This is a genomic window from Alcanivorax sp. HI0044, assembly GCF_001634945.1.
Window position 1 is genome coordinate 1 of the sequence record NZ_LWEZ01001625.1, and the last position, 12,606, is coordinate 12,606.

At 57.2% G+C, this 12,606-nt stretch carries 12 protein-coding genes and 1 pseudogene; 6 read left to right on the forward strand and 7 right to left on the reverse strand.

All coding sequences use genetic code 11. The annotated features are described in order from the left end of the window. Positions 1-388: pseudogene (locus tag A3730_RS24430) on the reverse strand (fatty acid desaturase); the annotation flags it as partial. Positions 389-507: 119 nt separating this feature from the next. Here A3730_RS24430 and A3730_RS24435 point away from each other — a divergent pair. Next, positions 508-1,515 carry an AraC family transcriptional regulator gene (locus A3730_RS24435; RefSeq protein ID WP_063520045.1) on the forward strand — a complete coding sequence of 336 codons (1,008 nt, stop codon included), beginning with the start codon at positions 508-510 and terminating at the stop codon, positions 1,513-1,515. A 62-nt stretch (positions 1,516-1,577) separates the two neighbouring features. Here A3730_RS24435 and A3730_RS24440 read toward each other — a convergent pair whose 3' ends face one another. The 4 genes from A3730_RS24440 to A3730_RS24455 form a co-directional block, all read right to left on the reverse strand. Beyond that, entirely contained in the window at positions 1,578-1,847 is a 270-nt protein-coding gene (locus A3730_RS24440) for a YdeI/OmpD-associated family protein (RefSeq protein ID WP_063520044.1), read from the reverse strand. A gap of 28 nt (positions 1,848-1,875) precedes the next feature. Further along, complete coding sequence (locus A3730_RS24445) at positions 1,876-2,409, reverse strand: GNAT family N-acetyltransferase (protein ID WP_197468648.1); 534 nt, start codon at positions 2,407-2,409, stop codon at positions 1,876-1,878. 108 nt (positions 2,410-2,517) lie between these two features. Continuing rightward, positions 2,518-3,930, reverse strand: a complete 1,413-nt coding sequence (locus A3730_RS24450) for an amidase (protein WP_063520042.1) — start codon at positions 3,928-3,930, stop codon at positions 2,518-2,520. A gap of 98 nt (positions 3,931-4,028) precedes the next feature. Further along, positions 4,029-4,859 (reverse strand): HAD family hydrolase, encoded by an 831-nt coding sequence (locus tag A3730_RS24455; protein WP_063539172.1) that lies wholly within the window; start codon positions 4,857-4,859, stop codon positions 4,029-4,031. A gap of 286 nt (positions 4,860-5,145) precedes the next feature. On the opposite strand from A3730_RS24455, the gene A3730_RS24460 reads away from it, so the two are divergent. The 3 genes from A3730_RS24460 to A3730_RS24470 are packed head-to-tail and all read left to right on the forward strand — an operon-like array spanning position 5,146 to position 8,569. After that, positions 5,146-6,303 carry a DcaP family trimeric outer membrane transporter gene (locus A3730_RS24460; RefSeq protein WP_231880623.1) on the forward strand — a complete coding sequence of 386 codons (1,158 nt, stop codon included), beginning with the start codon at positions 5,146-5,148 and terminating at the stop codon, positions 6,301-6,303. A 35-nt stretch (positions 6,304-6,338) separates the two neighbouring features. Then, positions 6,339-7,397, forward strand: a complete 1,059-nt coding sequence (gene glsA, locus A3730_RS24465) for a glutaminase A (protein ID WP_063539174.1) — start codon at positions 6,339-6,341, stop codon at positions 7,395-7,397. Then, the gene (locus tag A3730_RS24470) at positions 7,397-8,569 is read left to right on the forward strand and encodes a YdiY family protein (RefSeq protein ID WP_063539176.1); all 1,173 of its coding nucleotides are present in this window, start codon (positions 7,397-7,399) and stop codon (positions 8,567-8,569) included. Before glsA ends, A3730_RS24470 begins: the two co-directional genes overlap by 1 nt. 335 nt (positions 8,570-8,904) lie before the next feature. Here the strand turns inward: A3730_RS24470 and A3730_RS24475 are convergent, their stop codons facing one another. Further along, positions 8,905-9,378 carry a peroxiredoxin gene (locus A3730_RS24475; protein WP_063520866.1) on the reverse strand — a complete coding sequence of 158 codons (474 nt, stop codon included), beginning with the start codon at positions 9,376-9,378 and terminating at the stop codon, positions 8,905-8,907. A 469-nt stretch (positions 9,379-9,847) separates the two neighbouring features. On the opposite strand from A3730_RS24475, the gene A3730_RS24480 reads away from it, so the two are divergent. Both A3730_RS24480 and A3730_RS24485 read left to right on the forward strand, forming a co-directional pair. Beyond that, the gene (locus A3730_RS24480; RefSeq protein WP_082872526.1) at positions 9,848-10,513 is read left to right on the forward strand and encodes an SDR family oxidoreductase; all 666 of its coding nucleotides are present in this window, start codon (positions 9,848-9,850) and stop codon (positions 10,511-10,513) included. Between the two features lie 60 nt (positions 10,514-10,573). After that, the gene (locus tag A3730_RS24485) at positions 10,574-11,170 is read left to right on the forward strand and encodes a hypothetical protein (protein WP_063520864.1); all 597 of its coding nucleotides are present in this window, start codon (positions 10,574-10,576) and stop codon (positions 11,168-11,170) included. 109 nt (positions 11,171-11,279) lie between these two features. Here the strand turns inward: A3730_RS24485 and A3730_RS24490 are convergent. After that, on the reverse strand, positions 11,280-12,606 hold a 1,327-nt coding region (locus tag A3730_RS24490; RefSeq protein WP_156501338.1), incomplete at its 5' end, for a VWA domain-containing protein.

The window sequence follows — 12,606 nt, forward strand, 5'->3', positions numbered from 1 at the left end:
GGCGGATCCAGGGGTTGATCACGTTGGGACGCAGTAGATAAATACCCATCATCATTAGGTTGTGCATGAACTTGTTCTTTTTGAAGTACATCAGGTGAATCAAGTCATGTTCCAGTTCGTGTAGCAGGGAGGTCCAGAACGCCGTTAGCACGATGACCAGCCAGCCTGGCATGCTGCCTTGCAGGTAGAGTACGGCGTTTAGAATGGTGCCCGCGACGGCCAGCACCCAGATGCCCAAGCCGATGCGATCCTGATGCTTGAGCCAATTGTGGCGTTGTCGTATACCATCACTGATGGCAATGATTTCGCGTTGCACTTTTTTGTCGGTGGCAAAACGGCCACGGGAAGCGGGTTTCTTCGCTGCGTTTGTTGGTGTTGTTGTCGCCATGTGAAATCTCCTTTTCAATGACAGCAACGATACCCAGGCAGCGCCATAAAAAATCGACCCTGGGCGCCAAGCTGTTGACCTTGAGCGCCAATTATTAAAACGGCACAGGCGGGAAGGCCATGGGCGAGAGAAAAGGTGTAGCCAGACAGCAGGCAGCAGCGGTGTTGATGACACCGTTGCTGCAGTACCTGCAGGAACAAGGGCAGGATGTGGCGGCCATTCTGGCGCGTTACGGGCTGGAGGAGGCGCTGTTTCGGGATCCGGAGGCGCGGGTGGATGTACATGTGTCCACGGCGCTGTTGGATTATTGTCAGGTGCTATTGGAGCAGCCTGCGCTGGGTATCGAACTAGCCCGCCATGCCCAGTACACCCACTTTGGTGCCCTTGGGTTGGCGGTGGCTGCCGGTGGTGATCTTTATAGTGTACTTAATCGCGTTACCCGCTTTCACCGATTGATTAGCAATCTTGTGCGCACGGAGTTGCATGTTAATGATGGCACGGTGGAGCTGCGTTTCTTTTCCGCCACCGAGCATGAGCCTCACCCCCAGGCGCTGGTTTTTGTAATGGCTTCTATCGTGCGGGTATTACGGGTACGTATCAGCGCGGATTATAACCCGCTGCTGGTGGGTTATCCGGACTGGCTTGAGGATGATATGCGGGTGACCCTAGCCGATTATTTCAACTGCCCACTGGCGGTGGGCGAAGGCTATGCGCTGGTGTTCGACAAGGCGAGCGCCAATCGGATTCTGGCATCTAGTGATATTCAGCTGGCTGCCATGTTGGATGCCACCCTGAGTCAGCGGCTGGCAGTGGCGGAGGAGGCGTCGCTGGCCGATCGCCTATCGTTATGGATTCAGGAGCGTTTGCCCGATGGTGAGCCAGCGCAGAAGGATGCGGCTGAAGCATTGTGCATGAGCACACGCAGTTTGCAGCGGCGGTTGGCTGAAGATGGTTTAACGTGGAAACTGCTGTTGGAAAATACCCGTAAATCGTTGGTGGAGCAGCATCTTCGCACCTCGGGAATGAGTATTACCCAGGTGGCATTCCTGTTGGGTTTTTCCGAGGTGAGCGCGTTTTCGCGCGCGTTCAAGAAATGGTATGGCATGCCACCCAGCCAGTTTAAGTAAGCTGGCTGGGCATGTTTGTTGCTATACCCAAGGGCTCAGAGAGTACCTGCGCACTGAAAATATCAGGCCTTGCCGGTACGTTCGCGGTGGGGGCAGCCCGGCCAGCAACAGGGTCGACGTTTGCCAGCGGTAAGGTTTTCCTTGGCGCGGGTAATACGCCCTTTCCGGGTAGCTGCTTTCTTGGCGTCTTCGATCCAGCAGATCCATTCGTTGCGAGCCAGCGGGGTAATGTCCTCCCATTGCTCCAGCATGGCGCTGTTGCAGAGCAGCATTTGGTGCAGGTCGTCAGGGAGAGGGTGGACCACGCCGCCGCTCGGGCTGGCTTTTTTCATGGTTATCCTCCTTGATACTCAAGCGTGGTTAGGTAGTCGGGCTAGGCATGTAATCATGAGCCAGCAGCGCATAAATAGCATGATCCACATGCTTGTTATATAGCCACTCACACTCCCTCATTTGTCCTTCCAAAGTGAAGCCGAGCTTTTCCGGTATGGCCCGGCTTTTGGTGTTGCCCGTGGCGCAGCGTATTTCAATTCGATGTAGATGAAATTCGACAAACCCGGTTCTTAATAACAGGGATACGGCGTCTAGCATGATGCCCTTGCCAGTGAAACTTTCGGCTAGCCAGTACCCTATCGAACCGGTGCGATGTGCCTTGTTGATGGCGTGAAAGCCGGCAACGCCGCAAAGCGAATCGTTGTGGAAAACAGCAAAGTTACAAGCCTTTCCCAAGGCTGCTTGTTGACGATTTTTGTCAATAAAACGCTCTGTGTCTTCCTGGGCCTGGATGTGATCTAGCCAAGGCAACCATTGCCGTAAATACTCTCGGTTGTTATCGGTGAGTACATACAGCGCACCAGCATGACTGCTTTGCAGTGGTTCTAAGCGGATATTCATGTTCCGTTTTCTGGGTGTTGCCATTGTTTTGTCACTGGGACATTGCAGGTCGGGTTATGCCTTCTAAGCTAACCCGACCTGCGGGGAGGGACTAGGTGCGTTTATCTGTTACTGCCCCAGGCGCCGGAACGGTTGTGCATCCTCCAGTTCGAAGGCCAGCTCCAGCAGGGTGCGCTCGTCGCCGTGGCGGCCGGAAAATTGTACGCCGATGGGTAGACCGGTATCGGTCTGGCCTAGAGGGAGCGAGATGGCGGGGCTGCCTGATGCATTGTTGGCCGGGGTGAAGGTGGTGTAACGCAACAGGCGTTCCAGCTGGGCGTCGAAGTCCACATCGGCGCCCAGATAGCCCAGCTCCGGCGTGGTGTGGGCCAGCACCGGGGTGAGTACCACATCGTACTGGTTAAATACTTCTGCGTAGCGGGCCTGGCTCTGGCGAAGCTGGCGCAGCATGCCCGGGGTTTTCAGGAAGCGTTGACGGTAATAGCGGGCCAGACCCTGCGAAAGCGGGTCCAGCTGCTGGCCATCGAACCCTTGAGGGAACAGGGCGCGGCCGAATTTGCTGACAAAGAAAGCGAGCATGGCCCAGTAAAGCAGGAAATCGTCTACAAACCGCTGGGGCAGGTCGATGCGGGCCATTTCTACATGGTGGCCCAGATCAGACAGCTGTTTGGCGGTGGCTTCTACGGCGGCGCGGGGTTGCGGGCAAGTGGGGTCGCCGGCGATGGAGTCCACCATCAGGCCGATGCGTCGCCGCTGTTTGCCGGGGCCGGTGACGTGCCCAACAGCGGGTAGCTTGCGGTTGCGGTAGTACTTTTCGGCTTCAGCGAAGAAGTTGGCGGTGTCGCGCACGCTGCGCGTGAGCACGCCATCGCTGATGATGTTCACTGGCAAGGCTTTGGCGGCTTCCTGGGTGACCAGGCGCCCACGGGTGCTTTTCAGGCCCACCAGGCCGCAGACGGCGGCGGGGATGCGAATGGAGCCGCCGCCGTCGTTGCCGTGGGCAATGGGCACGGCGCCGGCGGCCACCAGTGCGGCGCTGCCGCCGGAAGAGCCGCCGGCGGAGTGGTTCAGGTGCCAGGGGTTGCGGGTGGCCGGGGCGTGAACCATCTCGGTGGAGGCGGTAAAGCCGAAGGCGGGCAGGGTGGTCTTGCCCAACAGGTTAAAACCCTGAGCCAGATACTGCTTCGCCAGTACGCTGGTTTTCTTCATGGGTTTGCCACCCACGGCGGCACTGCCATGGCCGGTGGGCAGGCCGCGCAGGTCGATATTGTCTTTGATCAAGCTGGGAACGCCGGCAAAAAAGCCTTCAAAGTGCTTGTTGTTGGCTCGTTCTCGCGCTCCTGCATAGGTGTCCAGCACCAGCCCGTTGAGGGTGGGATTGACCCGCTGCAAGCGGGCGATGGCGGCCTCGGTGGCGTTGGTTGCGCTGATGTCGCCGCGTTGCAGGCGCTCTGCCAGGGCGGTGGCATCATCGGTGCCCAGGGCGTCATCGGTAAAGGCGTGAAGCGTGTGCTGTGTCATGGTGTCTCACGGGCAGGCTGTTATTTTGCACGAATGTACCAACTTGGCGCGAGCCAGGCAGGGGCGGATCGGGCCAATCGGGCTGGCGGCAGAGGCTTTCAGGGGCGCGCCCGTTCCACACGCTTGTGCTGGGCCAGCAAGTGGCGGGCCAGGGTGGTCAGCTCGGCAATACTGCCGACCACGGCATCCGGGCGGTGGGGGTGTTTGACCGTGTGCGGGAAAATCTTGTCCAGCCAGGCCTGATCCCAGCCCGCGCCATTGTAGAAAATGGAGGTGACGCCGGCTTCCTTGGCGGCAATCACGTCGGTGGTGCTGTCGCCCACGTACCAGCAACTTTCGGCGGGTTTCTTGCCAAGAATCTCCATGGCTTTCAACAGCATTTGTGGTGACGGTTTGCGTTCCTCCACATCGCTGCCGCATACCACCACATCAAACAAATCTTCCCAGCCTGTGCCATCCACCAGCGCCAGTTCGTGTTCCAGAAATTCGCGCTTACGGTTGGAAATCAGCCCGGTCTTCACGCCCAGTTCACGCAGGTGTTCCAGTTGCTGGCGAATGTCCGGTTCCAGTGGATGCACCTCGGCCACATATTTCCGGTAGGCCTGATCAAACGCCTGGTGGGCACGGCCTTTGGCATCCTGGTCGCTGCCGAACAGCACTTCGAAAATATCGGTGCGGGAAATCTTCCGTTGAGACACGATTTTGGGGTGCAGACGATGGTGATCTTTCACATAAATCAGCAGCTTGGCGTCTTCAATGGTTTTGGATTCATCCGGGTCCAGCAGCCGCTCCCACAGGTCAAGACTTTCCAGTTGGGGAAGGATGTCATCCACGGCGTGATACATGGCGTCATGGGTGTCTACCAGGGTGGCATGCCAGTCGATAAGAATGACATCGGGACGTGCATGGGGCAGTTGCAGAATGCTCATGAGGACTTTGCCCGTGGGTTGTCAGTGATGGTTATACCCTTGTCATATTAGGGTGCTGCCATGTTGTTCAGCCTAACCACAAGTATAGACAAGCGCTGGTGTTTTTTAAGGTGCTGTAAGACGCGTCACTTTTTTGAAAAGCTTTGGGTGGGACTATCGTGACACTCTGTAAAATTTGTGCTTCTATCGAAGGCGGATCACAGGTTTGACGTTGCAGCTCGGGGTGCTCAACAGTTCTGCCCGGGAATGGCGGCGATTAACAAAACAATGAACAGGGATGATGATCATGGGTACTCTCGCTTTCCGTCGTACCCTCGGTGCTGCGCTACTTCTCGCTCCTCTCACTTGCTTGGCGGATTCCTCTTTCGAAGTATACGGCTTCGGGATGGTGGATTATGTGCAGGGTTTCGATCGGGTAACTCCCGAATGGGAAGATACCTTGCGCCCCGGACGAATTCCTTATGACCAAGACACGGTAGGCAGTGATGGCCAAGCTGTCATTGGTGTCCGCCAGAGCCGTTTGGGTGTGAATGCCAGCACCATGGCCGGTGACAGTGAGCTGACAACCAAATTTGAATTTGACATGTTTGGCGTCGGTCCGGACGAAGGTCAGACAACGATTCGTTTGCGCCATGCCTACGGTGAATGGAAGTCCATCTTGGCGGGGCAGACTAATAGTGTGTTCATGGACGGTGATGTATTCCCCAATGTGATCGATTACTGGGGTCCGTCGGGCATGGTTTTCCTCCGTAATCCACAGATTCGCTGGACGCCGGTGAAGGGTGATTCTACCGTCGCGGTGGCCATCGAAAATCCGGGTAGTGGCGTGGATAGTGGCCTTGATCCTGGTACTGCCGGCGATGACGAATATCCGGATATCACTGCCCACTTCCGTCAGGTGGGAGACTGGGGTCACTTTCAGGTGGCCGGTATCCTGCGTCAGGTGGGTTACGACACGCCCGGTGGGCCGGATGGTAGCCCGGATGACAGTGAACTGGGCTGGGGTGTAAACCTGACATCCACAGTCAACATGTTTGAAAAGGATCGCATCATCCTGGGTGTGGTCCACGGTAACGGTATTTCTAACTACATGAATGATGGTGGAGTGGATATGGCTCCGGATGGTAATGCGGCCGACCCGGACTACAAGGCTGTGCCACTCACAGGCCTTATCGCTTACTACGATCACTACTGGAATGATGCCTACAGCAGTTCGGTAGGCTATAGCTCCACAGAAATCGATAATATGGATTTCCAGACAGCAGACGCTTTCAACAAGGGCGAGTACGCCTCTGTCAACTTGCTGCACACTCCCAACGATAAAGTGCTGATGGGCATGGAGTATTTGTTTGGGAAACGTACGGCTAACGACGGCACTACCGGCTACGACCGCCGTGTCCAGTTCAGCATTAAATACAGCTTTTCCAGTGGCAATCTGCTTTAAGTGGAAGCCGGGATCTCTCAGAGGGAGCATGAGTAATGCAATATTCACGTAAGTTCTTCAGCCTGTTTTTTGCCGGTATGCTGGCGGTGGCAAGCGCCAGCTGTTCAGCAGAAAACGAGGCGCCAGCGGCGTCTCCGGTGGACAGCAAGCTCACTGAAAAGAACATCAATGCCGAATTGAAGAAGGCCTACGACAAGTACAAGGGCCTGAAGGAAGGCGCCAACGCAGATTACATCCCGGCGCTCGACAAAGTGGATTCCAACATCTTCGGTATCGTGCTGGTGACCGTCGATGGCAAGATCTACTCCGTGGGTGACATCGAATCGCAAGTGTCGATCCAATCTATCTCCAAGGTCTTCACCATGGCCAAGGTGACGGAAGAGAAAGGTATTGGTGTCTTGCCCAAGAATGTGGGTGTGGATGCCACCGGCCAGGTGTTCAATTCCATCTATGCCATCGAGCAGCACCAGGGCCATGAAATGAACCCGCTGGTGAATGCCGGTGCGATTACCACTACCAGCCTGGTGTCCGGAAAAAGCTACAACGAAATCTGGAACAAGATTCTCGGATACTACAGTGATTTTGCCGGCCGGGAGCTGACCGTGTTGGAAGATATCTACAAGTCGGAAGCGGCTACCAACCAACGTAACCAGGCGATTGCTCACCTGATGTATGCCTACGGCCATATCGAAGGCGACCCGCTGCAGGCCACCGACATTTATACCCGCCAGTGTTCTGTGGGTGTGAATGCCAAGGACCTGGGCACCATGGCGGCGACGCTGGCCAACGCAGGCACCAACCCGGTTACCGGCAAGGCGCTGGTGAAACCGGAAGACATGCCGGAAATCCTGGCAGTGATGGCGACGGCCGGGCTGTATGACGATGCGGGCAAGTGGTTGTACAAAACCGGCCTGCCTGCCAAGAGTGGTGTGGGCGGTGGTATTATTGCCGTTTCCCCGGGCAAGTTCGGCATTGCGGCTATTTCCCCGCCGCTGGATGAGGCCGGTAACAGCGTACGCGCCCAGAAAGCCATTGCGGATATCTCCGCAGCCCTGGGTGGCAACCCGTACGAAGCCGTACCTTATGGTAAGTAATGAAAAAAGTAGTGGTTAAAGGCTGGCCAGCAATGGCTGGCCAATCTTCTGGCAGCGCTTCTGGCCAGACAAGCAAACAGGCAGCCCTCTGGGCTGCCTGTTTGCTTGTCGGCACCCTTCCAGCCGCCGCCTTTGCAGCGGACCAAACCTTTGACACGGCCAGTACCCCGCCAGAGATCTGGCGGCCGCCCAGTTTCGACGTGCAGCAATGGGACTGGATACAGCTGGATACTGGCGAGTGGGTTAAAGGGCGGATCAAGGTCCTGCATGAAGAGTCGGTGGAAATCGACAGTGATCATTTCGATCTGATTTCCATCGACTGGGAAGACGTGGCCTATATCCGTACGGGGCGCGTCATGTCGGTGCTGCTGGATGGCGGTGAAGTGATACTGGGGCGTTTGACCACGGAAAGCGGCAAGCTGCTGGTGGGGGGCGAACCGGTCGAGTTTCCCCAGGTGGTTGGCATTGCCTCTGCCTCCCCCCGGGAATTTGATTTATGGACGGCGGATATTTCGGTGGGCCTGAATTTCCGCAGTGGTAACGTGGAACAGAAAGACCTGAACACCAAGGTTTCACTGAAACGCCGCACGGTAAAGAATAATACCAAGATGAGTTATACCGGTAACTATTCGGAATCGGAGTCCGAGCAGCTGGCCAATAACCACACGGCGAGCCTGAGTCATGATTATCGGATCAGCCATAAGTGGTTTTTCAGACCGATTCAGGCGGAATATTACCGTGATCCGTTCCAGAACCGGGAAGCGGAATGGACGGTGGGTTTTGGCGCGGGCTACCAGATTTTTGATAGCCCCAAGCTGGACTGGACGGTATCGGCAGGCCCCGGTTACCAGCGTACCGAGTATGTGGATGTGGTAGAGGGTGAAGACCGTACGGTCTCCACCGGAGCGTTCCTGATAGGGACGTTTTACGATCAGGACATTACCGACAATATCGAGCTGGAAGTTGATTACCAGGTGACGCTGACAGAAGCCAAAGCCGGTCGCGCCAAGCATGATTTCTATGTGGCACTGGACGTGGATCTGACCAGCCGTTTGGACCTGCGTTTGGCGGGCACCTGGAAACGTATCGAAAGTCCGCAGCCGGACAGTGACGGTATTACCCCGGAAAAAGACGACTTTACCGCTACCCTGGGGCTTGCGCTGGAGATATAGCGATGTTGAGCCAGCGCTGGCTCGGCTCAGGATTTCCGCCGTTGCGGGAGGCCACATGCCGGCGGCCGGACGTCAAAGCGACGAACCGGGGAATCGCTGAAAAATGCCCAGCACGCTGATTGTCTGTGGGAACTGATGCTTGCATCACGAATAGCGGCGGTGAGTTGCAGGCGCCTTCGCGATGCAAGCATCGCTTCCCGCAGTGCTTCGAGCGTTTTTCAACGGCCTGGCAGCAATCCGAATGCATCATGCAGACAACCCGCGCCGCCAGGTTTTCGTCCGGCATCAGGCGTTGGGCTCACCGGGCAACGTTCCGAGGGAAAGACTTCCCTAGATTAAAGCTGGCCCAGCACAGTCTCCGCGCTGCTCTTGTCCACGCCTTTGGCGTCCACACCGATATACTCCACCACGCCATCGTTGGCGATCAGGGCGAAACGCTTGCTGCGAATGCCCATGCCGCCACCGGTGGCGTCCAGTTCCAGCCCCAGGGCCTTGGCAAACTCGGCATTGCCGTCTGCTAGCATGGTCAGGCGCTCGGCGTTCTGGTCTTTCTGCCAGGCATCCAGCACAAAAGCGTCGTTAACGGCCATGCAGGCAATCGCATCGACCTTGTCCAGCAGGGCGTCAGCATTGACCACGAAGCCGGGCATATGGGTGTTGGAGCAGCCGGGAGTGAAAGCGCCGGGCACGGCAAACAACACTACTTTGCGGCCTTTGAAAAAATCGCCGGTGTTCAGGTCTTCGGGGCCGTTATCACCGTTGGTTTTCAGGGTGATGGAGGGAAGGGTATCGCCAACTGCAATGCTCATGATTCGCGTCCTTGGCTTGAGAATGGACACTCACTGTAGCAAAGAGACACGGATAAAAAAGGTTCTTTACGGATTAGCGTGAATAACACGCTTCTCGTCATCTGCCTGGGTTATCCCGGCATCGCTTTTGAGCGGTATTTTCAGGAACGGTCAGGCCATCATTGATGGCAATAATCGGGTAATGCACTTTGCACAGAGAGTATGGCGGGCAGGGTTTCCAGGTTTTGAACGCAAGCGTCCTTCGTTGGGCATCCGGCGTCCAGCGGCTGCCAAATCGGGATAATGAGACAAGGGAGCCTCTGAAGCAGGATGAGCACTCAATTCCGCGATGAACCATAAAAAAGGATGTTTCCGTACAGGTAGGCAAAGCACCGCCCACAGAGGCTTGCGAATGTGGCTTGTCCGCTGGCGTTGAATGCGAAACAGGTTCAGGGTACGAGTCTGTTGAATCAGGCAAAAGGAGAAAGCTGTGGGACAAAAAATAGTCATTACCGGAGCGAATCGCGGGATTGGCCTTGCCATGGTGCAGGCGTGGTGCGCCAGGGGAGATACCGTGCTGGCCACTTGCCGCGAGCCCTCTGCTGCGCTGCTGGAAAGCGGCGCAAAGGTGATCGATGGTGTGGATGTGGGCTCGGCGGACGGAGTGATGAACCTGCAGAATGCGCTGGGCGATCGCCGTGTGGATATGCTCTATAACAACGCCGGGATCATGAGCAGTGAAACGGTGGATGGCATGAACTTTGACTCGATCCGCGACCAGTTCGAGGTCAATACGCTGGGGCCGCTGCGGGTCACCATGGCTTTGCTGGGCAACCTGCATGCGGGTAGCAAGGTGGGGCTTATGACTTCACGCATGGGGTCCATTGCCGATAATACCTCCGGGGCCAGGTACGGCTACCGGGCCAGCAAGGCCGCCCTGAATGCGGTAGGCAAGTCGCTGGCGGTGGACTTGTCTGAGCGGGGGATTGCGGTGGCGATTCTGCATCCGGGCTGGGTGCAGACTGACATGACCCGGCAGAGTGGTAATCTGACGGCGGAAGAAGCGGCCAGCGATCTGATTGCGCGGATGGACGCCCTGACCCTGGAAAACAGCGGGACCTTTTGGCATTCCGATGGCAGCGTGCTGCCCTGGTAATGGGATTGCCTTCTCTGAATACAGAAGAGGGTTTCACCGAATGCTGATGGAGAACAAGTCATGACGCACGCCGTGCGCTTTCAACACCCACGCTACACCATTCGCCGCAAGTTCTTTCGCTTCTTCGGTGATGCGTTCCACCTTTATACGGATGATGGAGAGCTGGCGCTTTATTCCAACATGAAGCGCTTCCGCATCCGCGAAGACATCCGGCTTTACGCGGACGAAAGTCAGGACCAGGAGTTGCTGCGGATTTCCACCCGCAGTATTTTCGATTTCGCGGGCGCCTATGACGTGCATGATTCGCAAAGCGATGAGCATGTGGGTACGTTGCGGCGGTCGGGTTTCAAATCATCCTTCCTGCGCGATCACTGGATCTTTCTGGATAGTGGTGGTCAAGAGATCGGCACTCTTCAGGAAGACTCCATGCTTAAAGCGCTGGTGCGCCGTTATATCGAAGCGTTGGCTTTTTTCTTTCCCCAGCACTACCACGCCACCGTGGGGGAGAGTCCTGTGGCGGAGTATCGCCAGCGGTTCAATCCGTTCATCTTGAAACTGGATGTGGATTTCAGTGCTGATCGTGAGGGCCGACTGGACAAGCGTCTGGGGATTGCCGCCGGGGTGTTGTTGTCGGCTATCGAAGGCCGGCAGGAGTAACACGACAGGGTTCTGCTCGCACTTTGCCGAAGCCTCGGGGCTAAATGCCTGACGAAAAAATCCCGGACAGGAGCTACCTGTCCGGGAAGGTTGGCTGTCGTCGGCAGGATCAGCGGCGACGACGCAAGCCACCGCCGATCAGCAGGATCAGGAAGGGTAGCAGGGCACCGATGCCGAAGGCGCCACCGCTGCTGCCGCCACCGCTATAGGACGGACGATTGCTGTTGTACATGGGTTGGGCATTGTCCACGCGGTTGCTGGTGGGTGCGCTGGCCTGACGTTGTGCCTTGGCCAGCTTTTCGATCTCCCGGCGTTTAGCATTGCGACGCTCGATCCCGTACTCCTCGAAGACTTCATCGCGCAGCACCACCATGGAGGTGTAGTTGGTCACCAGGCCGTACTCCAGGCCCAAATCGGTGATGCCCTGCTGCAGGTCCTTCTCCTCGCCGAAGTAATTAATTTCCCGCTGCATGTGCTGAATGGTGGCATAGGCCCACAGTCGTTCCAGTTCCGGGTTGTCACCGCCCTGGGCGGGGAAGTTGAAACGGGTCTTGTATTGCTTGTCCTGGCCGGCCACGTTGGCACGAAGGGTAACTTTCGCCGGGCCGTCGCCCCAGTAATGACCGAGCAGCACGATCTGGCGACCGTGGTAGATGCTGCCGATGCGCTGCGGCTGCAGGTCGGCGGTACGCACCCCGTCGATATCGATCTCCACGTCGTTCATGGCCTGGTGGGTGAGCTTGGCGGTGGCGTTGAGAATCTGCCCGGCGATGTCGTCGCTGTTGGAGACGCTGATGGCAAAGCCGTTGCTGGCATCGGTCATGGCGGTGAGCATGGGCCGGTTGGCACTGTTGCCCATGACGAAGGTGAACAGGCGCACGTCATGGTGTTCCAGTAAGTCGATAAAGTCTTTTTGTTGGGTTTTACCTACGTTAGCCACGCCATCGGTAACCAGCACGATGCCGGTGGGGCGGTCCGCGTCCAGGGGGTTCAGGGCCAGGCTCAGGCCGCCGAACAGGTTGGTGCCGCCACGGGGTTTGAGCTGCATGAGTTTTTCGGTGTAGCGGCGAATGCTGCCCGGCGTGGCGTCCACAAAACCGCTGGTGATTTCTTCGGCACGATCATCAAACAGCACGATTCTGAAGCGGTCGCCGCCGCGCAGTTTACCCAGGGCCTGGCTGACGCCGTCGGCCAGGGTGGCCAGTTTGGCACTCATGGAGCCGGAAATATCCAGCACGAACACCCAGTCGCTACCGGTGGTGATCGGGGGCAGGTCGTCACCGGGGGTGATGCTGAGCATAAAGGTGCCGCGATCCTTGCCCGGGGCCTTGTAGGCGACCAGGTCCACGCTGCCGGGCAGGTCCTGCTGGTGACGCCAGTAGACGACGATGTCCTGGTCCAGGGTGAACGCATTGGCCGGCTGGCCATTGGTGGCC

What these genes read in the sequence shown, in the direction of transcription:
- A3730_RS24435 (WP_063520045.1), top strand. Translation starts at nt 508, where the DNA reads ATGGGCGAGAGAAAAGGTGTAGCCAGACAGCAGGCAGCAGCGGTGTTG.
- A3730_RS24440 (WP_063520044.1), bottom strand. Translation starts at nt 1,847, where the DNA reads ATGAAAAAAGCCAGCCCGAGCGGCGGCGTGGTCCACCCTCTCCCTGAC.
- A3730_RS24445 (WP_197468648.1), bottom strand. Translation starts at nt 2,409, where the DNA reads ATGAATATCCGCTTAGAACCACTGCAAAGCAGTCATGCTGGTGCGCTG.
- A3730_RS24450 (WP_063520042.1), bottom strand. Translation starts at nt 3,930, where the DNA reads ATGACACAGCACACGCTTCACGCCTTTACCGATGACGCCCTGGGCACC.
- A3730_RS24455 (WP_063539172.1), bottom strand. Translation starts at nt 4,859, where the DNA reads ATGAGCATTCTGCAACTGCCCCATGCACGTCCCGATGTCATTCTTATC.
- A3730_RS24460 (WP_231880623.1), top strand. Translation starts at nt 5,146, where the DNA reads ATGGGTACTCTCGCTTTCCGTCGTACCCTCGGTGCTGCGCTACTTCTC.
- glsA (WP_063539174.1), top strand. Translation starts at nt 6,339, where the DNA reads ATGCAATATTCACGTAAGTTCTTCAGCCTGTTTTTTGCCGGTATGCTG.
- A3730_RS24470 (WP_063539176.1), top strand. Translation starts at nt 7,397, where the DNA reads ATGAAAAAAGTAGTGGTTAAAGGCTGGCCAGCAATGGCTGGCCAATCT.
- A3730_RS24475 (WP_063520866.1), bottom strand. Translation starts at nt 9,378, where the DNA reads ATGAGCATTGCAGTTGGCGATACCCTTCCCTCCATCACCCTGAAAACC.
- A3730_RS24485 (WP_063520864.1), top strand. Translation starts at nt 10,574, where the DNA reads ATGACGCACGCCGTGCGCTTTCAACACCCACGCTACACCATTCGCCGC.